Consider the following 23,236-nt stretch of genomic DNA (forward strand, 5'->3'; position numbering starts at 1 on the left):
CTGCCCTTTGCCGAGACTGCCAATCGCCGGTGTAAGCACCATCCTGAGCTGTACCAAAACCCTGCTGGCCGCTGCGGCCTGCGGTATCGCTGCGACCGCCAGCACGCCGGTTCTGTCCAAGGTGATGAACACGGTCGTGGTGCGTGGGGCCCAGTTTATTCCCGCAGAAGACATTCGTATGACCTGCGGGGCCGAACCGGGCATTGACTATCTTGATATCGAACTGCGCGCGATTGAAGATTGCCTGATGTCGACAGGCGTGTTCGACAGCGTCGCACTGTCGCGCGAAGGCGATACGCTGGTGATTACCGTGCAAGAGCTGGACACAAGACCCGGCCGTGTCGATGCATCGCTGGCCTATGTCTCACAGGACGGTATCACCGGCAGCCTGTCCTATGAACGCTACAACCTGTTCGACCGGACCTATGGGGCGGTCAATCTGGAATTTGGCGAAGAAGTCCAGCGTGGCGGCCTTAGTCTTTATCGCACAGAAGCTTTTGAAACCGCGCTTGATCTGGGCTTTGATCTGGTGGCCGGGCGTGAAGAATACAACGATCGCAGCTATACCTATGAAACCGTTCGCGCCGAAACCTATCTGGCATGGTCGCTCTCCGAAACCACGCGCCTGGAAGGGGGCATCGGGTATCGCGATCACCGCATGTACGATCTGGACCCGACCGCAAGCGTCCTGTTGATGCAAGAGGCAACCAACGGAATTTCCGCCCCCTATGTCCGGCTTGGCTTGCGGCATGAACAAAGCGCCCCTGCCCGCGATGGCAAGGAAGATTGGGATCAGTTCGCCTATCGTGTCAGCCTGGATCAGTATTTCTGGAACATCGGCACGGACGATCCGTTGTCCGACACCCGTTTTGCCGCGCAAATGCAGTTTCCGCTGTCGCGCGATACGCGGCTGCTGTTCGGATTTGACGCTGGTGCGGTCAGCGGGACCAGTGGCAACAACACCCGCACAATCGACCGGTTTTTTCCCGGCGCCGATACGTTCCGCGGCTTTGCCCCGCGTGGCATTGGCCCGCGCGACGGCACGGATGCGCTTGGAGGCAATACATTCGTCAAGGCGTCTATCGAGCTACAGCGCGACTTTGGCGAGATCTATCGCACCCCGTTTCGTGCCGGTGTGTTCGTGGACACCGGCGCAAACTGGGATCTGGACGACACGCTGGGCGGCACCATCGACGACAGCTGGCACCGGCGCAGCAGTTTCGGCGTGTCAGTGGTGTTTGACGTGGGCAAGACGCCGGTATCGCTGTTTGTGGCCACGCCATTCGAACATCAACCCGGCGACGAGCGGCAGGTCTTCGGGCTAAGCCTGACCACCCGCTTTTGACAGCCGCACATCGCGGTTGGTCATCGCCTGACGGAACAATCCCATATAGCGCGGCGCGACGGCTGACAGATCGTATTGCCGACGGGTCATCGCCCGCGCGGCCTGACCATAACGCAGGCGGCGTGCAGGATCGTCGCGCAGCGCCAGCGTGGCCGCGATCCAGGCGTCATCATCGTCGGGCAGCAACAGACCGTTGATGTCATTCTGGATCAGCTCAGCCGCATAGCCACGATCCGGCGCCAGCACACAGCCACCCCGCCCGAGGATTTCCACCAAGCCCCAGTTCGCCACGCCGAATTGCAGTGGATAATGAAACAGATCCACCTGCGCGATGCGTTTCGAGAATTCGTCGTAAGGCAGCTTGCCGGGATATTCGATCACGTCGGCAGCGCGCGGATAGGCCAGCATCAAATGGTCACGAAAGTTCGCGACTGCGCCGTCATGCGCGCGCTGAACGGCCTGACCTTCATAGCCATAGGTGGATTCATCCGCGCCGCCAAAGGCCACAAACCGGGCATCAACACCCTGCCCCACCAGCTTGTCTGCAAGCCGTACATAGGTTTCGAATCCTTTGGCCGAAGACAGGTCACGGGCCGAAAAGCCGATGGTAAACGGACGCGCGGTGTCGGGGGCCTCGGGTTCTGGCATCGCGGCGAAATCAAAGCCCTCAAGCTGCACTTCGATGTTGGATTGCAGAACTTTGGGGAACATCTGTTTGGCATGACGGCTGGGGCAAATCACCAGATCGCTGCGCAGCGCCTGATGAAAATTCAGCATCTCGGTGTTGCGGTCGCTCAGGCGCTGCGACTGGTCCGGCGGATAGGCCGGATCCCAACCGTGGGCGCGAAAACTGGGAAATTCGATATAGCTGACAATGGCCGCGTCGATCTCGTCATACAGAAAATGCGGCGCGCCCCACAGGGAATGCGCCACCACCACGTCGATCTTGCGCTTTTTGTCCATGATTTGCAGGGCGTTCAGCACACCGCGCCCGATACGCGCGGACCGCTCGACCTTGGCCGAATAGTAATAGCCCTGATCCCCGACAATCGGTCCGTCAGGCTTGAATCCCAGAATATGCGCGCCGCGGTCCTTGTTGCGCTCCATATGTCCGGGCGTCGTCAGGAAATAGGTTTCGGCCAGCCCGGTTTGGCGCAGATAATCGCACAGCCGTCCGAATTGGCCGGGATAAACGGCGCCTGCGAAAACGATCACTGGTTTTGCCAAAGCACTCTGTCCCCATGCCGGAAAATCACAGGTTCAGCCTACATCACACATACTTAGGGATGCAACGCATGCCGGCATGCTGGCCGGTCTAGAATATACCCATGTCACGCGCGACAATCACCGCCTGCGTGCGGTTGTTTGCACCCAGTTTCGAGCAGATGGATTTGACGTGCATTTTCACGGTGGCTTCGGCCAGCCCAAGATCATTGCCAATCTCGCGGTTGGGTTTGCCTTCGGCCAGCAGTGCCAGAACCGTCATTTCACGGTCTGACAGGGTGGCACCGGTGCTTTCGCGTGTCTTGACCCTTTGCCGGTCGATCAGCTCGATCGGAACATAGCGTCCGCCGTTTGCCATAAAGCGGATTTCATTGGTCAGGTTCTTAAGCGATTCTGTTTTCAGTACGATTCCCGCACCGCCCATCGCCAGCGCTTCGGACACCACATGCGGGGTCGGGTTGCTGGTCAGGATACCAACCGGCTTGTTGCTGTTTCGTTCGATCGCCTTGCTGAGACCGGCAATGCCGTTCATTCCCGGCATATCCAGATCAACAAGGACCAGATCGAATGGCCCTTCTTTGTCGATTATGCTGATTGCACTGTCGAGATCGGGCGCGGTCTGCGCTTCGAAATCCGGAAGTGCGGACAAGAATTGTTCGAACATCTCCAGAACCATTGCATGATCGTCTGCGATTAGAACCCTGAGGGTTTTTGAGTTTGTCATACGTTCCACATCAACCTAAGCCGCATTTATTAATCTTATATCAACCAACCTGCTTCCATTCCGGTTCCGGTGGCCTGCCCTTCTGCGACAAGAAAGGACTTATATCACAGATGATTGGTTAGACAATCATCCGGCGTCAGCGTCTTGACCCAAGTTTTCAATTGCACGCGTGGTCGAAGCCAGCGCTTCTTGCAGGTCATCCAGTTGCGATTGCAAAACAGGTTGCGCGGCCTTCAGGCTCAGCTCAAGGGCGCGCAGCGACCGTTCCAGCAGCTTGAGCCCTGTCAACCCGCATGCCCCGGTGGCGGCATGGAGCATCCTGCCGGTGTCCTGATGGATGCCCGTCCGCGTCATGTCTTCGAACACCGCCTGCGCTTCGGCATTGGCGCGCCGCATGAAACCGCGTGTCCCGTCTATGCCCAGTTGGTCGACCAGCTCGTCAATCATGCTCATGGCCAGCGGTTGCGTGGCCGAACAATCGGCCCCCTGCCCCGGTTTTTGCATGGAGGAGTCGGTTGGCGCAGACCGGCCGGCTGTATCGGTTGCGCGCACGAGATCATGCACCGTTCGACAAAGATCAGCGCTGCGGATCGGTTTTTCCAGCAACTGCGCCATACCCAGATCCAGACAGGCCTTGCGCAATCCCGCGTCGCTGTGCGCGGTCAGGCCCAGCATCTTGCCACGCCATGCCAATGTGCCCGCCGCTTGTCCGGCAACGATGCGCTGGACCAGTTCAACCCCATTCATATGGGGCAAGGTCATGTCGGTCAGCATCAGGTCGACCTCTTGCACCGCGCCTTCGCCTTGCAGGACATCAAGCGCGCGCAGACCGTTTTCAACGGACATCACGCTGGCGCCGGCGGTTCCAAGGCAATGCACAAGCCAGTCGCGACTGGAGGGGCTGTCTTCGACCACCAGAATTCCCACGCCATCCAGCATCAAGCCGTCGGGGCCGTTCGGACCGTCGGACGCAGGTGCAGGTGTCTGGATCGCTGTCGGATCGGCAGGTGGCAGCTCGAATCGGGCGCGCAGGATGGTGCCCGCCACCTCTGCGGTTTCGCCCGTGGCGATGGGGGCACCGTTCGCGGCCCGGTCCAGCAGCTCCAGCGCGCCACCAAGTTGCCCCAGGGCATGGGCCATAACATTCAAACCTGCCGAAGGGCGGCCGTTTGCGGGGTCGTTTGCGCCCGCTGTCTGGCGGGTTTGCGCTGCATCGGTCTGATCAAGGGCGCGCAGCAAACGCGCTTTTTGTGCATCGGGCAGCCCGCCGCCCTGATCGGACACTTCGACCATGATCGCCACCGCCGGTGCTGCATCGGTCGTCGCCGGGAGGGTTGAACATGTCAGCTGAACGTCAATAGCTGCGCCGCCATGTTTCACCGAATTGTCGAACATATTCTGCAACAAGGCCCGTACAAACCGCACCGGACCATGCACATTCACATCTTCCGGCGGATCAAGGCGCAGCGTCAGGGATGCGCCGCGGGCACTGGCAATCGGTTCGATCATGTCCAGCGTTGCGCGGACTTCTTCGGTCAGGTTGAAATTCTCGTCAGACTGGATGTCGGCCGTGGTCAATTCGCCGCGGATAACCTTGATAACATTGTCGATATGGCTGAGCGCCAATTCCGCCGACCGCTGCATTTTTGCGCGCCGCTCGTCCGCAGAAGGGCCATCGGCGCCCTGCCCCTGAAGCACGGCATCGGTTGCCGCCAGCAAAGACTGGATCGGGGTTCTCAGATCGTGCGAGACCCGCAACAGCGTCGCCGTGCGCGTTCTGTTGCGCAGCAATGCGGCCTCTTGATCGGTTTCGGCCAGGCGCAGCAGGAAACCGTCTGCGGTGCCAAGCGGCAAGTGCACCAGTTCGCCTTCAAGCACAGCCTTTTTGAATGTGGTCGACACCGCAACACTTCCTGCGCGCCGCGCGCGGGCGCAGATTTTTGCCCAGTCAAAGGCCGAATTCAGCCCCTTTGCATCCAGCCCGACACGGGATGCGGGCGCATTCGACAACAGCACCTCTGCCTGCTCGGTGGCCAGAACCACCGCACGCCGGTCGGTGGACACCAGCCGCGCAACCGCCTGAAGGACGGGCCTGACCTTGGCCGCATGCGCTGCTGATTGTGTTTTTTCAGGCATCAAATTCTCCATCAGGGGGTCGGCCTGTTTGTCAGGCCATCGTCGGTTTCCAGCGCCGTGAAACGGGTGGCCCTCGGATGAACAAAAGGCTGTATTGCAATCATCTTTCTGTCAACCACACGACGCATGTATGCCGCCGCGCCCGGATGCAAGTGCAACATCACTGACCTTTCCGCAAAAGGGATACAACCATGGGTTCGACTCATATTGACTACAACTTCAGTATGTGGTTTTGCTATCATGGGTTCGACTCATATTGACTACAACTTCAGTATGTGGTTTTGCTATTAAGTATGTAAACATAAACTTTAGTTAGTGCGGCGCGGCCGCGTACAGAGGATGATCAGATGGCCACCACAAAACTCCAAGCGGGAGCGGCTCCGAATGTCACAATCAACGCCACAAAAGGCGATGTCGCGCGCTATGTGAAATCTGGCGATAACCTGATTGTCGAGATGACCAATGGCCAAAGCGTCATGGTCGCGGACTTTTACAACCGTGCCGCCGGCGGCGAAACGCACAAGCTGATGTTCTCGGATGGCACCTTTAGTGGCGTCGAGGGACTGGCCGAAGAGACCGAAGAAGTCGCTGGCCTGGGTATGAATATGGAAGACGTCGGTGCTGGGCTTGCCGCCTTGGCCACCGGTTTGGTTGCCGCCAACGGGAGTAATGACGACCCGACTGATCCAACAGATCCGACTGATCCAACGGACCCGACCGATCCAACAGATCCGACCGATCCTACAGATCCAACGGACCCGACCGATCCAACAGATCCGACCGATCCTACAGATCCAACGGACCCGACCGATCCCACTGACCCGACCGATCCCACTGATCCGACTGATCCAACGGACCCGACTGATCCCACAGACACCACAACCGAGGGTCTGCTCGACCCGGTTCTGGCGGATGACGGGCTGTTGGGGGTCGTGACTGGCGATGACGGACTGCTGGGGGCGGTGACCGGCAATGATGGTCTGCTGGGGCAGTTGGTCGGTGATGACGGTCTGCTGGGCGATGTGACCGGGTCCGACGGACTGGTTGGCGATCTGCTGGGCACCGGCCTGCTGGGCGACAGCGATGGATCGGGCAGCCTGACCGGGGGCCTTATTTCCGAAGACGGGCTGTTGGGTGGCCTTCTGGGCGGCACCGGCCTGACGGATGGGCTTCTTGGAGAAGGCAGCCCTGTCGATGGTGTGCTGGGTGCCGTTGAGGGCATTGTTGACGGCGTTCTTGGAAATGACGGGGTTCTGGGCGGCCTGCTTGGCAGCACCGGACTGACGGATGGCATTCTTGGGGACGAAGGTATTGTCGGCGGTCTGCTGGGCGACGAGGGTCTTGTCGGCGGCCTGCTCGGGGAAGATGGCCTTGTGGGCGGTCTGCTGGGTGGTGAGGGCGGCCTGACCGGTGGCATTCTTGGCGATAACAGCCTTGTGGGTGGTCTGCTGGGTGGCAATGATCTGGTCGGCGGTTTGCTGGGTGAAGATGGTCTTGTAGGCGGCCTTTTGGGCGGCGAAGACGGCCTGACCGGCGGGCTTCTGGGTGATGGCGGTCTGGTCGGCGGCCTACTGGGCGGCGAAGACGGGTTGACCGGTGGTCTTTCCGGCACGGTCGACGGGCTGCTTGGCGCGCTTGGTGCCGACACAGGTCTGCTTGATCCGGTTGTCGCTGATGGCGGTTTGCTGGGTGATGTGACCGGCAATTCCGGTGTCCTGGGCGATTTGACCGGCTCGGACGGAGTGTTGGGCGGTGTCGTTGGAAACGACGGCCTGCTGGGCGATGTCACGGGCCAGGACGGTCTGGTCGGTGATCTGACAGGCGTTGGCCTGTTGGGTGAAGGTGCCGGTGACGATACGTCTGGTGGCCTACTGGGCGGCTTGCTGGGTGGCGACGGTGGATTGACCGATGGCGTCCTTGGCGATGACGGCCTTGTGGGCGGTCTGCTGGGTGGCAATGATCTGGTCGGCGGCTTGCTGGGCGAAGATGGTCTTGTCGGCGGCCTTTTGGGCGGCGAAGACGGCCTGACCGGCGGGCTTCTGGGTGATGGCGGTCTGGTCGGCGGCCTACTGGGCGGCGACGGTGGATTGACCGATGGCATCCTTGACGGTGACGGCCTTGTGGGTGGTCTGCTGGGTGGCAATGATCTGGTCGGCGGCTTGCTGGGTGGCGAAGACGGGTTGACCGGCGGTCTTTCCGGCACGGTCGACGGGCTGCTTGGCGCGCTTGGTGCCGACACAGGTCTGCTTGATCCGGTTGTCGCTGATGGTGGTTTGCTGGGTGATGTGACCGGCAATTCCGGTGTCCTGGGCGATTTGACCGGCTCGGACGGAGTGCTGGGCGGTGTCGTTGGAAACGACGGCCTGCTGGGCGATGTCACGGGCCAGGACGGTCTGGTCGGTGATCTGACGGGCGTTGGCCTGTTGGGTGAGGGTGCCGGTGACGATACGTCTGGTGGCCTGCTGGGCGGTCTGACAGACGGGCTTTTGGGGGGTGATCTCTTGGGCAACCTGACAGGAGACGACGGTTTGCTGTCCGGGCTGACAATGATCGCCGAACACCCGTAAACAGAGAATTTCCATTCCAGCGCTAATAGCAAAAGCCCCGCCTTCTGGCGGGGCTTTTCATATTCTTCACAGATTTTTATTTAATTACAAATGCTTAAAAAATTCGCTGATTTCGTACCGAATTTGCATCGTTCTGAAAATCTCGATCTTGGCCCTTCTATCATCGTTGACACATACGCCTTTGGTATGCTTCTTACATACTTAAGAGGGATATACATACTTAAGCATAAGTGCGTCCTATTTGACGCCGCACCATCAGGAGTTCGAACATGGCAAACTCAAGCATTCAGGCAGGCCCGGAAATTGGCATCAAAATTGATGCCAACAGGGAAGACATTCAGAATTACACGCGCAGAGGTGATGACCTGTTTATCACCCTGAAGAATGGCGACGTGATTACTGTAAATGATTTTTACACCCCCGCATCCGACGGATCGCTTCACAGTCTGATTCTGGGCGATGGCTCTGAAAGCGGCGTCGAAGGCGACCTGGAGGGTGGCGCGGGCGCGTCAATGGATGATGCGGGCCTGATCGCCGCAGCAGCTGTTGGCGGCCTGGGCATTTTGGGCGCGGCCGGCGGCGGTAGTGATCCTGTTGATCCGACCGATCCCACGGACCCGACCGATCCCACAGATCCGACTGATCCTACAGATCCAACGGACCCGACTGATCCAACAGATCCGACCGATCCAACGGACCCGACCGATCCCACGGACCCGACTGATCCAACAGATCCGACCGATCCAACAGATCCGACCGATCCAACAGATCCGACTGATCCAACGGACCCGACTGATCCAACAGATCCGACCGATCCAACAGATCCGACTGATCCAACGGACCCGACTGATCCCACAGATCCGACCGATCCCACGGACCCGACTGATCCAACAGATCCGACCGATCCAACGGACCCGACTGATCCAACAGATCCGACCGATCCAACGGACCCGACTGATCCGACCGATCCCACGGACCCGACCGATCCTACAGATCCGACCGATCCCACGGACCCGACTGATCCAACAGATCCGACCGATCCAACGGACCCGACCGATCCAACAGATCCGACCGATCCAACGGACCCGACTGATCCAACAGATCCAACAGATCCGACCGATCCAACGGACCCGACCGATCCTACGGACCCGACTGATCCAACGGACCCGACCGATCCTACAGATCCGACCGATCCAACGGACCCGACCGATCCTACAGATCCGACCGATCCAACGGACCCGACCGATCCTACAGATCCGACCGATCCCACAGATCCGACCGATCCCACGGACCCGACCGATCCTACAGATCCGACCGATCCAACGGACCCGACCGATCCCACGGACCCGACCGATCCTACAGATCCGACCGATCCCACAGATCCGACCGATCCCACGGACCCGACTGATCCAACGGACCCGACTGATCCCACGGACCCGACCGATCCAACGGACCCGACTGATCCTACAGATCCGACCGATCCCACGGACCCGACTGATCCAACGGACGGCGACACCCAAGGTTTCCTTGATCCGATCATCTCTGATGACGGGCTGCTGGGAGATCTGACCGGTAACGACGGACTGTTGGGCGATGTCACCGGCTCGGATGGCTTGCTCGGCGACGTGCTCGGAGAGGACGGCTTGCTGGGCGGCCTGGGGGATGACCTTCTTGGTCAACCCCTGCTGGGCGACGGCGTCACCGGCGACGGCATCGGTCTTCTGGACGGGCTGGTCTCGGACAGCGGTCTGCTGGGCGGCCTCACAGGCAACGATGGCTTGCTGGGTGAAGTCACCGGCTCGGACGGCTTGCTGGGTGATCTTGTCGGCAACGACGGCCAGCTTTCGGATGTCACTGGCTCTGACGGGCTGATCGGCGATCTGACCGGCACCGGCACACTTGGTGACGGAACCGGCGATGGCGGTGAAGGCGGCTTGCTTGACGGCATTATCGGAGAGGACGGCCTTCTGGGCGGTCTGACCGGTGGCAGCGACTTGCTGGACGGTGTGCTGGGCGAGGATGGTCCGCTGGGCGGTGTCCTTGACGGTGTTGTCGGAGAGGACGGGCCGGTTGGCGATCTGCTGGGCGGCGTGCTCGGAGAGGATGGCCCGCTGGGTGGTGTCCTTGATGGTGTTGTCGGAGAAGATGGCCTGGTCGGCGGTCTTCTGGACGGTGTAACCGGCGAGGATGGCCCCTTGGGTGATCTTGGCGGTGGCCTTCTGGACGGCGTGACCGGAGACGACGGTCTGCTGGGTGGCCTGACCGGAGAGGACGGCCTGCTGGGCGGTCTGACCGGTGGCGATCTGCTCGGCGACGTGTCGGGCCTGGTTGATCCGATCATCGCTGACGGCGGTCTGATCGGTGACATCACTGGCAACAGCGGCGTACTGGGCGAGCTGACAGGTTCCGAAGGTGTACTGGGCGATATTGTCGGCAACGACGGCCTGCTGGGCGACATCACAGGCGAAGACGGTCTGGTCGGTGATCTGACCGGTGCTGGCCTGCTGGGTGATGGCACTGGAGACGGTGACCTGCTGGGTGGTCTGACAGATGGTATCCTTGGTGAGGACGGCATTGTCGGCGGACTGATCGGTGGCGGTCTTCTGGACGGTGTCATCGGCGAGGATGGCCCTTTGGGTGATGCCCTGGGCGGTGGCCTTCTGGATGGTGTTATCGGAGACGACGGCCTGCTGGGCGGTCTGACCGGCGACGGCCTTCTGGACGGTGTCATCGGCGAGGATGGCCCCTTGGGTGATGTCCTGGGCGGCGGCCTTCTGGATGGCGTAATCGGAGACGACGGCCTGCTGGGTGGTCTGACCGGTGGCGGTCTTCTGGACGGTGTCATCGGCGAGGATGGCCCCTTGGGTGATGTCCTGGGCGGTGGCCTTCTGGATGGCGTGATCGGAGACGACGGCCTGCTGGGTGGTCTGACCGGTGGCGTGACGGGTCTGGTTGACCCGATCATCGCTGACGGCGGTCTGATCGGTGACATCACTGGCAACAGCGGCGTACTGGGCGAGCTGACAGGTTCCGAGGGTGTACTGGGCGATATCGTCGGCAACGACGGTCTCCTGGCTGACATCACAGGCGAAGACGGTCTGATAGGTGATCTGACAGGTATCGGTCTGCTGGGGGATGGCTCTGGAAACAGTGACTTCTTTGGCGGATTGCTTGGCGGTGGCCTTCTGGACGGTGTCATCGGCGAGGATGGCCCCTTGGGTGATGTCCTGGGCGGTGACCTTCTGGACGGTGTGACCGGAGACGACGGCCTCGTCGGCGGTCTGCTCGGTGGCGACCTGCTGGGTGGCGATCTGCTGGACGGTGTGATCGGCGAGGACGGCCCGTTGGGTGATGTCCTGGGCGGCGGCCTTCTGGACGGTGTGACCGGAGACGATGGCCTGCTGGGTGGTCTGACCGGTGGCGACCTGCTGGGTGGCGATCTGCTGGACGGTGTGATCGGCGAGGACGGCCCGCTGGGTGATGTTCTGGGCGGCGGCCTTCTGGACGGTGTGACCGGAGACGACGGCCTGCTGGGTGGTCTGCTCGGTGGCGACCTGCTGGGTGGCGACCTGCTGGATGGCGTGATCGGCGAGGACGGCCCGCTGGGTGATGTTCTGGGCGGTGACCTTCTGGACGGTGTGACCGGAGACGACGGCCTCGTCGGCGGTCTGCTCGGTGGCGGTGGTCTGCTGGGTGGAACTCTGGACAGCCTGACCGACGGTTCCGACCTGCTGAGCGGGCTGACTGACGGCCTGCCCGAGGTCTAATCAGGCGCAAGGCCAAACAACGACCGTGGCCCCTCTTTGAACCAGCCAAGATAGGCAAGGCCGAGGGGCCACTTTACTGGAATGACCGGGCTATGCAGAAGTCCTACTGCACCCGGTCATTTTTTACGCCTGGATGTCAGTGGATTGCGGAACTTTGCGGCGTTGAACCCATTGAAACAAGGGACGGCCTGACTGGTCGGTCTTTGTGCCACCACTCACGAAACGCAGCAAAAAGAAGGACCAGCGCCGCAGGGTGCTGATCCTTTTTTGCGTTTTGGGTTTGATCCCTAGCCGATCCAGCCGGTCAATTGGGCGTAGATCAAAAATGCCGCGGCAATCGCGACCCAGATACCGAACAGGGGCAGGAAGAAACGCACCCAGCGGTCCCAGCTGACACCGGCCAGCGCCAGCGTTGCCATGAAGTAACCTGAAGTGGGGTAAAGAATGTTGGAAAGCCCGTCACCCAGTTGATAGGCCAGCACCGAGTTTTGACGCGTCACGCCAATGAGATCCGACAGCGGCGCCATGATTGGCATCGTTACCAAAGCCTGACCGCTGCCTGACGGGATCACAAAATTGAAACCCAGCTGCGACAGGAACATTCCGACCGCCGACAGCGTATGCGGGAAACTGCCGACCAGATCGCCCAGCCCGTTCACCAAAGTGTCCATGACCTGACCCTGTTCCAGCATCACGGCCACCGCGCGGGCCAGCCCCACGATCATCGCACCCACCAGCACGTCGCGGAACCCTTCGTTAAAGGCTTCGCAGATTTTCGAGGTGTTCAGTCCGGCAATCAGCCCCACGGAAATGCCCATCAGCACAAACAGCCCTGCCATTTCCATCATGAACCAACCACGGGTCAGAACACCCCAAACCATCACAGCGAAAAAACCAAGGGCCGCAAGACCCGCCAAAGCCTGACGCGATGAAAAGCGCATGGCGGCTGTGTCGATGTTGCTCTGGTAAAGCGCGCGCTTTTCGATCTCTTTCGCGTCGTCGGCCATCAGCCCCGCATCGGGGTTGTTGCGCACCCGAAGCGCATAGCGGGTGGTGTACAGAACCGCAGCGCCCAGAAGCGCAATGAACAGCAGCGACCGCAGTCCGGCGCCGGAATACAGGGGCAATTCCGCAATTGTCTGACCAAGGCCGGTGTTGATCGGATTCAGCACGCCCGAAGTGAACCCCGCCGTTGTCGCCAAAAGCGCAACGCCTGCGGCGGTGATACTGTCAAAGCGCAGGGCGATCATCAGCGGCAGGATCACCGGAACATAGACCAGCGCCAGCTCTTGCGTGCCGATCAGCGTGGCCACAACCGCAAAGGTCACCATCAGAACCGGCAGGATCAGGATCGAACGCGCGGCAAACCGGCGGGTCAGCTTGTCAACCGCGACGTCAATGATTCCGGTGCGGCGGATCACCATGAACATGCCGCCGATGATAAAGGTAAAGAACACCACGACCGAGGCGTCGGCCAGCCCGCGCGGAACCGCCATCATGAAATCTTCCAACCCGACAGGCGTAGAAGGCACTGTACGGTAAGTGGTTGGATCAATTGCAGTTCTGCCGTTCGCCAGTGTGATCCTGTCATAAAGACCCGCAGGAATGAAATGGGTCGCCAGCGCCGCCAGCGCCGTGAAAATGAACAGGATGACATAAATATGGGGCATCCTGAATCCCGGTTCCTCCTGACCTGTTTCCAGATCAATGTCTTGCGTACTCATCACATCTCCTCCCGAGAAATGGCGTTGATTGCTTCAAAAATTTCGTCTAACATTTTAGGTATCGTTTTTGTTGAAAGACAACATTGCTACCGAGATAGGACTTTCAATTTTTTCTTGAAAATCACGGATTGTATTCATGAGCACGCCGATAAAAATCGAAACACAGCCCCAATATGACAAGGCTTTTGACGCTTTGGTTCAGGCATTGTGCAGGGGGAAATTGCGCTCGGGCACCTATTTCACAATGCCGGCCCTTGTCGAGGAACTGGGCTTTCCCATTGCTGCCATCCGCGAGGCGACCAAGCGTGCCGAGCAACAGGCGCTGTTGAAAATCCTGCCAAAACGCGGGATCACCGTGATGGATGCAAGCCCCGCATTCACCCGTCACTGCATGGACATGCGCGCGATGATGGACAAGGAAGGCGCGCGGCGACTGTTGGCGCGCGGGCCAGTGCCCGGACTTGCTGCGCTGCGCGACAGGCACCAAGCGATGATGGCCCGCGCCGAACAGAACATGACGCCGTTGTTGCCACCCGAAGCGATCGACGTTGATCTCAGCCTGCACGACGCGCTTGCCAACGGACTGGAAAACCCGTTGCTTTTGCAGTGCTACTCTGAAAACCGCAACCGGATCGCTGTTATTCAGCATTCACGTCCGATGTTGCAGGACCGGATTGTGCCGGCGATGCGCGAACATCTGACGATAATCGACGCCCTTGATGCAGGCGATATCCAAGGCGCGGTTGCGGCCATTGACGTGCATCTGGTGCAGACCTTGCGCTGGTGGGGACTTTAGGCTCTGGACCCTAAAACATTTTTGCCAGCGCCTGCGCCAATGCATCAACGGTGACGGGTTTTGACAGGCGGGCAAAACGGTGCCTGTCGGCAGGATCAATGTGGTCGGCGGCGGGCAGCTGTGTCGACATGGCGATGGCGCGGACCTGCGGATAACGCTCCAGTGCCATACGGATCAGATCCCAGCCGCTGTGCTGCGCGTCCAGCTTCAGATCGCTCAGGATCAGGTCGGGCGCCCCCGCCTGTGCCCCCTCCAGCAACGCGCGACCGCTGGCGAAGTCAGGTGCGGTGATTACATCGAAGCCCATGGATTGCAGCGCAGCAGCGGCGGCGGCCAGTGCCTTGGGGTCATCGTCGACCACCACGGCGCGGCCCGTGTGCTGAACCGCCACCGGCACAGTCTCGGGCAGCGCTGGGAACAGCAAGGTCACCGTGGTGCCCTGTTCGGGGGTCGAAGTGATCTGCAAGCTGCCCCCCGACTGGTGTACAAACCCGTCCACCATCGAGAGCCCCAGCCCCGTGCCCCCGCCGTCACGGCGCGCGGTAAAGAACGGTTCGGTGGCATAGCGCAGGGTTTCGGCGCTCATCCCGTGGCCGTCATCCGAGACCACCAGTGCAATCTGGCCATCGTCCTGTTCTGTCACTGAAATCTCGATCGTCCCGTTGCTGCTGATCGCCTGACCGGCGTTGACACACAGGTTCAGAATGGCACTTTCCAACTGGCCGGGGTCGATCATCGCCCAGATCGGGCCTTCGGGTGTTGCGACAGACAGGGTGACCGTTTCGGGCAGGGCAATTTCCAGCAGGTCGCGCATGGCGTGCAGCAAATCGACGATATCGGTGCGCTGCGGTTCCAGATGCTGTTTGCGGGCAAAGGCCAGCAGCCGTTCGGTCAGGGTCACGCCCAGATCCACCGCATCCTCGATCCGCGCGCGCAGCCGCGTGCCTGCCTGCGCATCGGCGCCTTCCAGCAAATGCAGATTGCCTGAAATCGTCGACAGGATATTGCCAAAGTCGTGCGCCACCTCGCCGGTGACCTTGCCCAGGGTCTCGACCCGCTGGATTTCCGCCAGCCGTGCGTCAACCAACCGCCGTTCGGTGACTTCGGAAAACAACCAGACAGCCCCGCCATCGGGAAACGGCGAGCGGCGCAGTTCCAGCACATGCCCTGCCGCACTTTCGTATTCCAGATAGCCCGCAGCCGTCACCGCCGTGTCACGCAGTACAAAGGGTGACTGCGCCAGCAGATCGTCCACGGTCTCAACCACCTCCGCGCCCTCGGGCAGGCGCAGCAAATCGCGGGTGCGCTGGTTCTGCGCCAATATCCGGCCCGAGGCTGCGGTGATCACAACCCCGTCGGTGATATTTTCAAACACCCGCGAAAACAGCGTGTTCTGCCGCCGGATCAGCCGCGAATTGCGGTCCAGCCGCAGCGCATTGGCCCGGAAAATGCGAAAAGCCGAAAACAGCTGCCCGATCTCGTCGTCGCTTTCCAGCCTGCGTTCCAGCCGCGTCGCGCGATCCCCCGCCGCCAGCCTGCGCATGGCCTGCGCGATGCGGTGCAGGTTCATCACCACATAGCGCGAGACAAACACCGCCGAAACCACCGCGACCCCCAAGCTGACAGCCATCAGCCCCAGCATCACCCATTGCGCCACGGCCAGACGGGCGCGGGTGTCGGCCTGTGACAATTCAAGCCGGTCGCGCGCCGCCGTCACCTTTTGCGCCGCCAGCAGGTTGATGCGCTCGGCCTCGGTGCGGATACGGAACAGGGCGTTTTCCGCGTCCAGCGAAATGGCCAGACTGCGATAGACCAGATTGAACAGCGTATCATCGCGGGTGATCGTGCGGTCGATCTCTTGCACGCGATCCGCGATGCGCGGCGAGGCGACGGCAAGGATATCGGCACGGATATTGTTATACCCCAGACGGAACTCCCAGATCGAAGTCAGTGTATTGGCCCGCGCTGTTCCCACTGCTTCCATCGCCAGTTGTTGCAACGTCGCCCAGGCCTGCCTTTCATACGCCGTGGCCTCGCGTGTCGTGATCCATTGCCGATAGCGGCGCAGCAATACCTCAAGCGCCGCGTCTATACTGGCAATATCCTGACGGATGTGGTTGCGCTGCGGGATGATCCTGACCAGATCGTCCACCGCCGCGCGCATCCGCGCCACCGACAGCGACAGTTCGGCATCGCCTTCGGCCATGCCTTCCAGCCGCGTGATGGCAGCATAGATTTCATCGGTTTCCGTGGCGATGCCAAAGGGCGGGTTCAGCGACAGCAGAAAGGGTGCAGATTTCGACAGGGTTGCAGCGTTATGTGACAGCTCCAGCGCACGGGACACTTCGGCCAGCGACACGCTGTGCAGCAGCTCAATCTGTCGGTCGGCCCGCGACAGCGTGTAGAAGGCGATGATTCCGATGGCGGTCGCAACCACCGCCAACAGCCCGATGGCCCCCAACAGTCGCGTGCGGATGCTGATCCGCGACAGGCCCGCGCCTGTCATGCCCCCCGCCCGTCCAGCACAAAGATATAGCCCTGCGCGCGGCGCGTTTGCAGATGCACCGGCTTTGACGGGATCGGCTCGATCTTGCGACGCAGACGCAGGATCAGCACGTCGATGGTACGGTCCAGATAGCGTTCGGTATCGCTGCCCAGTTCTTCCAGCAGCTCAAGGCGCGGAATGATCCGGCCCGGGTTGCGCACAAAGTAATCCAGCAGCCGGTATTCCGCATTGGTCAGCGGAATTTCATTGCCCGCCGCATCCTGCAACTCGCGTTTCTGCAAATCGACCCGCTTGTTGCCAAATCCGATCTCGTGGCCGGTGGCGGGCGGCGTCACCGCCCCGTGGCCATAGCGGCGCAGCACCGCGCGGATGCGGGCCACCAGCTCGCGCGGGTTGAACGGTTTGATCAGGTAATCGTCGGCACCGGTTTCCAGCCCGATGATCTTGTCGATTTCGTCTCCCACGCCGGTCAGCATGACGATGGGCAGATTGTATTTCTCGCGGATGTGGATCGCCAGCATCAGTCCGCTTTCGCCGCGCAGCCGCAGGTCGATTAGCGCAAGGTCGATGGCCGGCGGATCCCCCAGCGCATGAAACGCCGCACTGTCGGCACAGGCAATCGCCCGATATCCGCTTTGCTCAAGCAATGCGGACAGCGTTTCGCGGACCTGTGCATCATCATCGACGATGGCAATCGTGGGCTGAGTGTTGGCCTGTGTCATGGCATAGCTATGTCACGCCACAGGCGCGCCCGCCAAGCGTGCAACGCGCTGACGCAGCGAAAAACCAGCCAAACGCCCCCGTATTGTAATTCTGTTAACATTGCACCCTGCCCCAGTAACTCTGTTAGTCAGTTGGGCAGTGGCTTGGGCCTGCTATTGCCGACTAGCATCAGCCCAGAGCGAACACATCCGGGGCCTTCGAAACAGCGGCGTCCCCTGCGTGGCAGTTCGACACATGTATTTACGGGAGGAACAAAATGCATATCACCAAAACCCTGCTGGGCACTGCCTTTGCAGTCGCCATGGGCAGCACGGCTGCCTTTGCCCAGGACACCTGCGCCGAGCGCGGCGCGCTGGACGTGATCTATTGCGATGCCAACGGCGATCTGGTCGCAGACGCACCCACCGATCCGGCCAAGCTGAACGATCCATCGACGCTGGTCTTTGCCTATACGCCGGTGGAAGACCCCGCCGTTTACGCCGACATCTGGGCCCCCTTCATCGCCCATCTGGAGGAGGCCACAGGCCGCGACGTGCAGTTCTTTGCCGTTCAGTCCAACTCGGCCGAGGTCGAGGCCATGCGCTCGGGCCGTCTGCATATTGCCGGCTTTTCAACCGGCCCCACACCTTTTGCGGTGAACCTTGCCGGTGCGGTGCCTTTTGCGATCATGGGCGCGGATGACGGGCAGTTCGGTTACAAGCTGCAAGTGTTCACGCAGGCCGATTCCGACATCAAGGAAATGTCCGACCTGAAAGGCAAGCGCATCGCCCACACCTCGCCCACGTCGAACTCGGGCAACCAGGCGCCGCGCGCGCTGTTCCCCGGTCTGGGTGTCGTGCCTGATACCGATTACGAAGTCACCTACTCCGGCTCGCATGACCAATCCATGCTGGGCGTGGTTGCAGGCGACTATGACGCCGCCCCGGTGGCCTCGGAAGTGGTCGAGCGTATGGCCGAGCGCGGTCTGTACGACCCTGCCGACGTGCGTCTGATCTGGGAAAGTGATCCGTTCCCGACAACCTCGTTCACCGTGGCACATGATCTGGAACCCGAGCTGGCTGAAAAGATCAAGCAAGCCTTCTTCAGCTTCCAGTTCGAAGGCACCAAGCTGGGTGAAGAGTTTCAGGGCGTGAGCAAGTTCATCCCGATCACTTACAAGGACCAGTGGGCCGTGATCCGCGAAATCCAGGCCAACAACGGCGTGGAATATACGCCCCAAGGTCTGGCTGCCAACTAAGCGCCAAACCGGACACGGGCCGCGCGTTGCCGCTGGCCCGTGTTCCTTTGCGCCTGTCCCATTGCCCCGTGAGAGGTCAAAATGCTGAAAATCGAAAAACTGGTCAAACGCTACAACGGCGGTGATCCCGTGTTGAAAGACCTTGATCTTGAGGTCGGCGGCCAACAGGTCGTGTCAATCATCGGATCATCCGGCGCGGGCAAAAGCACGCTGTTGCGCTGCATCAACCGGCTGGTTGAACCCACTTCGGGCACGATCACGCTGAACGGCACCGATCTGACAAAGCTGAAGAAATCGGAACTGCGCCTTGCCCGCCGCCGCATTGGCATGGTGTTCCAAAGCTTTAATCTGGTTGACCGTCTGACAGTGATGGAAAACGTCCAGTCGGGGCGCTTGGGCTATATCTCGACCTGGGCCGCGCTGACGCGGCGTTATCCCAAATCCGACATCCGCCGCGCCTATGAGCTGATGGAGCGCGTGGGCATTGCCCATTACGCCAACAAACGTGCCGACGAACTGTCGGGCGGCGAACGCCAGCGCGTCGGCGTCGTGCGCGCGCTGATGCAACAGCCGGAAATTCTGCTGGCGGATGAACCCACCGCCTCGCTCGACCCCAAGACATCGGAACAGATCATGGCGCTGCTGCGCGATCTGGCGAACGAGCTGGAATTGCCGGTTATCATCAACATCCACAACGTCACCGAGGCCAAGCAATACACCGACCGTATCGTCGGCATGCGCTATGGCCGGATCATCTTTGACGATGTGCCCGACGCACTGGACGCCGCCGCGATGGATGAAATCTATGCCGGTGTGCCCGCCGAGGACCGCGCGGCCCAAGGGGCGGCGGCATGACCGATTTTCCCGACACATGGCGCAAGCCGCCCTTCATCCGCAACACGCTGCTGCGGCGCGGGCTGTGGATCGCCATCCTGGCCTATGTTGTCTTTACCATGGCCACCCTGCCGATTGACTGGGAACGCGTTTCGGCAGGCATGGGCCGCGCCGCCAAGATCTTTGGCGGAGCTTTTCCGCCCAGCTTTGCCCGCGCCGACCTGTTGATCGACGGCTTTATGGAAAGCCTGAAAATCGCGCTGCTTGCCACGGTCGCCGGTGTGGGCCTGTCGATCCCCATCGCCTTTTGTGCCGCGCGCAACATCGCGCCACGGCCTGTCTATTATCTGGGCCGCGCCACCATCATCATCGCGCGCAGCTTTCACCCCGTCATCGTCGCCATCATCTTTGTCAAAGCCGTCGGCTTTGGCCCCTTTGCCGGTGTGCTGACGCTGACCGTCTATTCCATCGGCTTTGTCGCCAAACTGCTGGCCGAACGGATCGAAGAGATCGACTTTGGTCAGGTCGAGGCCATGCGGTCGGCAGGGGCACCGTTTTTCAGCACGCTGGTCTACGCCATCGCACCGCAAATTCTGGCCCGTCAGGTGGGTCTGTCAATCTATCAGCTGGACAGCAACCTGCGCGCTTCGGCGGTGGTCGGTCTGGTTGGTGCGGGCGGCATCGGCGCAACGCTGGCCAATGCGTTCGGGCGTTATGATTACGACTTTGCGCTCGCCATCACTATGGTCATCGTCGGGGTTATTCTGGTGTCCGAGGCGATCAGCGGCGTCATTCGGGAGAAACTGGCATGAGCAGCACCGCAGCTTTGGACCACTGGTCGCGCTTTACCCCGAAACAACGCATCAAACGCTATGGCGTGCTGCTGGCCACCCTGCTGGTGGTGGCATGGGCGCTGCAAAGCATCGACGTCATCTGGGAATGGGTCTGGGATTCACCCGCGCAAATGGCCGACCTGTTCAGCCGCATGGTGCCGCCTGACCCGCAGAACCTGCCAACGATCATGCAGGCAATGTGGGAAACCGTGAACATCGCCACCATCGCCACGTTGTTCGCGGTGATCCTGTCGTTGCCCGTCGCCTATATTGCCGCGCGCAACACCACGCCCAACGTCGTGACCCTGTGGATTGGCCGGTTCATCCTGGTGTCGTCCCGTTCGGTCAACACGATCATCTGGGCGCTGCTGTTCGTTGCCATCTTTGGTCCCGGCATCATCGCGGGCATCGTGGCGATCATGTTCCGGTCGATCGGGTTCATGGGCAAACTACTGGGCGAAGCCATCGAGGAGATCGACACCCGCCCCGTCGAGGCGCTGCAAGCCAGCGGTGCGTCGCGCTTCAAGGTGGTGCTATATGCCATCGTGCCACAGGTCATGCCCACATTCTTTGCCGTCTCGATCCTGCGTTGGGACATCAACCTGCGCGAATCCACGGTTCTGGGGCTGGTCGGCGCGGGTGGCATCGGGATTATCCTGCAAGGGGCCATCGACACGTTCAACTGGCCCGAAGTATCGACCGTGCTGCTGGCGATCCTGGCCTTCGTTATTCTGGGCGAGGTGGTGTCGATGTACCTGCGCAAACGCATCCTGTGACCTTGCAGGGGCGGGCCCACATCCCGCCCCTGTAATCCGCGGCGCCCGGTGGGTCCTCCCCCACCGGGCGTTGCCATTTTCAGCTTTGGGGGCGCACCCGTGCGCCGGTCTTGTTGGCAAATGCTTCCAGCCGTTCGCGTGCTGCGGGCTGGGTGTTGACCATCCCCGCCACCACGGATTCAGCATAAGCGCCATCCATCGCAGACATATTGCGGATATGGCTGACCGCCGAGCAGATGGCAAAGTTGGTCAGCGGCAGGTTCATCGCCACCTTGTCCGCCAGTTCCAGCGCCTTGTCCAACGTCGATCCTTCGGTCAGATATTGCGCCAGCCCCAGATCAACCGCCTCTTGTCCCTGATAGACCCGTCCCGTCAGCACCATGTCGATCATCCGCGCCTTGCCGATCAGGTCGCTGACGCGGATCGTGGCACCGCCGCCGGTAAAAATGCCGCGCTGGCCTTCGGGCAGGGCGAAATAGGTGCTTTCATCGGCCACCCGCACATGCGCGGCACTGGCCAGTTCCAACCCGCCGCCCACAACAGCCCCTTTCAGCGCGGCAATGACCGGCACACCGCCGTATTCCATCTTGTTGAACGCCTCGTGCCAGCGCAGGCAGACATGCATGAATTCGTCGGGGCTGCGGTCGGCTTTCCAATGTTCGATCAGGTCCAGCCCGGCGCAGAAATGATCGCCCGCACCGGCCAGCACCACCGCCCGCACACCATTGCGCTGCGCGGTGCTGAAAAATTGCACCAGCTCGTCAATCGTGGCCACATCCAGCGCGTTGCGCTTGTCGGCGCGGTCCAGCGTCACGATCACCACGCCGTTGTCGCGCAGCTCTAGGGCCAGATTGGAATAGTCGGCGAATTTTGCTGCATCGAGCATGGGAAACTCCTGTGTTTCTGACCGCGCGCGGCCCCTGTGGATGTACTAAAGTGACACATATGCGCTGGGAAACAGGTGAACAATCTCTATACATGCCAGTATCCTTTCCAAAACTGACAAATCAGGACCCCGCCCCGACATGATCCAGCCCCATGACGCGCACAGCCTGACAACGGTGTCGCGCCTGTTTATCGACGATTGGCTGACCGCCCTGCGCCGCGTCTGCACCGCGCAGCAGATGCAGGTGTTTCTGGAACGCGCCGGTCTGGACGCCGCAGGCACCACTCGGGTGACGCTGGACCAGATCGTCACCCTGTACCAGATTGCCGCCGTGGACAGCGGGGACGAGATGATGGGGCTGTGGAGCAGGCCCATTCGCGCCCGCGCCTTGCAACATCTGCTGACCACTGTCGCTGCGGCCCAGACCCTGCCCGCCGTGCTGCATCGGTTCTCGACCTTTTGGAACCTGTTGCTGGATGATATCAGTTTCAAGCTGGACATAACGCCCGAGCGGATCACGCTGTCCATCGCGCCCCTGTATGACCAGACGCCGCAACGCTTTGGCCATTTGCTGATCCTCAAGCTGGCGCATGGTCTGTTGTCCTGGCGCGCCGGTTACGAGGTTCCGGTTGCGGGGGTGCATTTTGCCTTTGCCCGCCCTGAATTTGCAGCGGATTATCAGGTGATCTTTCCCAGCCCAGTCACCTTTGACGCCCCGCGTTCGGCCATCCTGTTTGATCCTGCAACATTCGGGCCTGCGCAGGTGCACAGCAAATCCGAGCTGACCGATTTTGTGAAACGCGCACCGCGTGACTGGATGTTCACCGGCTACCGTGAACACACGCAATCGCTGCGGGTGCGCGCCTTTCTCTCCAGGTCCAACTGGCAGGATTGTCGCCTGATAGACGCGGCAGAAACGTTCCGGATGACGCCCAGAACGCTGATGCGGCGGCTGGACGGTGAGGGCACGTCGTTTCAATCCATCAAGGACGGGCTGCGCCGCGATATCGCAATCCGTGACCTGCGCGCGGGCGGCAGAAGCATCGAACAGATATCGCAAGAGCTGGGGTTTTCGTCAGCCGCGAACTTTCACCGCGCGTTCCGCCGCTGGACCGGCCAGACGCCCGTGGCGTTCCGGCAGGTCGCAGCTTAGGCGCG

16 protein-coding genes are annotated in these 23,236 nt (G+C 60.9%); 9 read left to right on the plus strand and 7 right to left on the minus strand.

The annotated features are described in order from the left end of the window. Positions 1-7: 7 nt before the first annotated feature. Positions 8-1,345 (plus strand): BamA/TamA family outer membrane protein, encoded by a 1,338-nt coding sequence (locus DSM107133_RS20820; RefSeq protein ID WP_240310647.1) that lies wholly within the window; start codon positions 8-10, stop codon positions 1,343-1,345. Here the strand turns inward: DSM107133_RS20820 and DSM107133_RS20825 are convergent. From DSM107133_RS20825 to DSM107133_RS20835, 3 genes are all read right to left on the minus strand, one after another. Continuing rightward, a complete protein-coding gene (locus DSM107133_RS20825) occupies positions 1,322-2,560 on the minus strand; it encodes a glycosyltransferase (RefSeq protein WP_240310646.1) in 1,239 nt (412 codons plus the stop codon). The genes DSM107133_RS20820 and DSM107133_RS20825 overlap by 24 nt on opposite strands. Before the next feature lie 100 nt (positions 2,561-2,660). Continuing rightward, a complete protein-coding gene (locus tag DSM107133_RS20830; protein WP_114295091.1) occupies positions 2,661-3,293 on the minus strand; it encodes a response regulator transcription factor in 633 nt (210 codons plus the stop codon). 126 nt (positions 3,294-3,419) lie between these two features. After that, positions 3,420-5,429, minus strand: coding sequence for a response regulator (locus DSM107133_RS20835; RefSeq protein ID WP_162792147.1), 2,010 nt, complete (start codon positions 5,427-5,429; stop codon positions 3,420-3,422). Between the two features lie 347 nt (positions 5,430-5,776). Between DSM107133_RS20835 and DSM107133_RS25015 the strand changes: the two genes are divergently transcribed. Both DSM107133_RS25015 and DSM107133_RS20845 read left to right on the plus strand, forming a co-directional pair. Further along, positions 5,777-7,996, plus strand: a complete 2,220-nt coding sequence (locus DSM107133_RS25015; RefSeq protein ID WP_279294879.1) for a BapA prefix-like domain-containing protein — start codon at positions 5,777-5,779, stop codon at positions 7,994-7,996. A gap of 269 nt (positions 7,997-8,265) precedes the next feature. After that, positions 8,266-11,763: a BapA prefix-like domain-containing protein gene (locus DSM107133_RS20845; RefSeq protein WP_243253614.1), complete on the plus strand. Its 3,498-nt coding sequence runs from the start codon at positions 8,266-8,268 to the stop codon at positions 11,761-11,763. 287 nt (positions 11,764-12,050) lie between these two features. Here the strand turns inward: DSM107133_RS20845 and DSM107133_RS20850 are convergent, their stop codons facing one another. Then, complete coding sequence (locus DSM107133_RS20850; RefSeq protein ID WP_205387833.1) at positions 12,051-13,487, minus strand: TIGR00366 family protein; 1,437 nt, start codon at positions 13,485-13,487, stop codon at positions 12,051-12,053. Positions 13,488-13,623: 136 nt separating this feature from the next. Between DSM107133_RS20850 and DSM107133_RS20855 the strand changes: the two genes are divergently transcribed. Further along, positions 13,624-14,283 (plus strand): GntR family transcriptional regulator, encoded by a 660-nt coding sequence (locus tag DSM107133_RS20855; protein ID WP_114293803.1) that lies wholly within the window; start codon positions 13,624-13,626, stop codon positions 14,281-14,283. A 10-nt stretch (positions 14,284-14,293) separates the two neighbouring features. On the opposite strand, the gene DSM107133_RS20860 is transcribed toward DSM107133_RS20855, so the two are convergent. Both DSM107133_RS20860 and DSM107133_RS20865 read right to left on the minus strand, forming a co-directional pair. Then, positions 14,294-16,789, minus strand: coding sequence for an ATP-binding protein (locus DSM107133_RS20860; RefSeq protein WP_114293802.1), 2,496 nt, complete (start codon positions 16,787-16,789; stop codon positions 14,294-14,296). Next, positions 16,786-17,511, minus strand: coding sequence for a response regulator transcription factor (locus tag DSM107133_RS20865; protein WP_114293801.1), 726 nt, complete (start codon positions 17,509-17,511; stop codon positions 16,786-16,788). Before DSM107133_RS20865 ends, DSM107133_RS20860 begins: the two co-directional genes overlap by 4 nt. A gap of 302 nt (positions 17,512-17,813) precedes the next feature. On the opposite strand from DSM107133_RS20865, the gene phnD reads away from it, so the two are divergent. From phnD to phnE (DSM107133_RS20885), 4 genes are all read left to right on the plus strand, one after another. Continuing rightward, positions 17,814-18,749 (plus strand): phosphate/phosphite/phosphonate ABC transporter substrate-binding protein, encoded by a 936-nt coding sequence (gene phnD / locus DSM107133_RS20870; RefSeq protein ID WP_240310552.1) that lies wholly within the window; start codon positions 17,814-17,816, stop codon positions 18,747-18,749. An 81-nt stretch (positions 18,750-18,830) separates the two neighbouring features. Continuing rightward, complete coding sequence (gene phnC / locus DSM107133_RS20875) at positions 18,831-19,604, plus strand: phosphonate ABC transporter ATP-binding protein (protein WP_028954723.1); 774 nt, start codon at positions 18,831-18,833, stop codon at positions 19,602-19,604. Beyond that, positions 19,601-20,395 carry a phosphonate ABC transporter, permease protein PhnE gene (phnE, locus tag DSM107133_RS20880; RefSeq protein ID WP_114293799.1) on the plus strand — a complete coding sequence of 265 codons (795 nt, stop codon included), beginning with the start codon at positions 19,601-19,603 and terminating at the stop codon, positions 20,393-20,395. The genes phnC and phnE (DSM107133_RS20880) overlap by 4 nt, the downstream gene beginning before the upstream one ends. After that, complete coding sequence (gene phnE / locus DSM107133_RS20885; protein ID WP_114293798.1) at positions 20,392-21,192, plus strand: phosphonate ABC transporter, permease protein PhnE; 801 nt, start codon at positions 20,392-20,394, stop codon at positions 21,190-21,192. The genes phnE (DSM107133_RS20880) and phnE (DSM107133_RS20885) overlap by 4 nt, the downstream gene beginning before the upstream one ends. 79 nt (positions 21,193-21,271) lie before the next feature. Here the strand turns inward: phnE (DSM107133_RS20885) and dmdD are convergent, their stop codons facing one another. Beyond that, entirely contained in the window at positions 21,272-22,078 is an 807-nt protein-coding gene (gene dmdD / locus DSM107133_RS20890; RefSeq protein WP_114293797.1) for a methylthioacryloyl-CoA hydratase, read from the minus strand. A gap of 139 nt (positions 22,079-22,217) precedes the next feature. On the opposite strand from dmdD, the gene DSM107133_RS20895 reads away from it, so the two are divergent. Continuing rightward, positions 22,218-23,231: an AraC family transcriptional regulator gene (locus DSM107133_RS20895; protein WP_114293796.1), complete on the plus strand. Its 1,014-nt coding sequence runs from the start codon at positions 22,218-22,220 to the stop codon at positions 23,229-23,231. Positions 23,232-23,236: the final 5 nt, after the last annotated feature.

The sequence above is a fragment of the Pseudosulfitobacter sp. DSM 107133 genome, assembly GCF_022788695.1.
Classification (GTDB): domain Bacteria; phylum Pseudomonadota; class Alphaproteobacteria; order Rhodobacterales; family Rhodobacteraceae; genus Pseudosulfitobacter.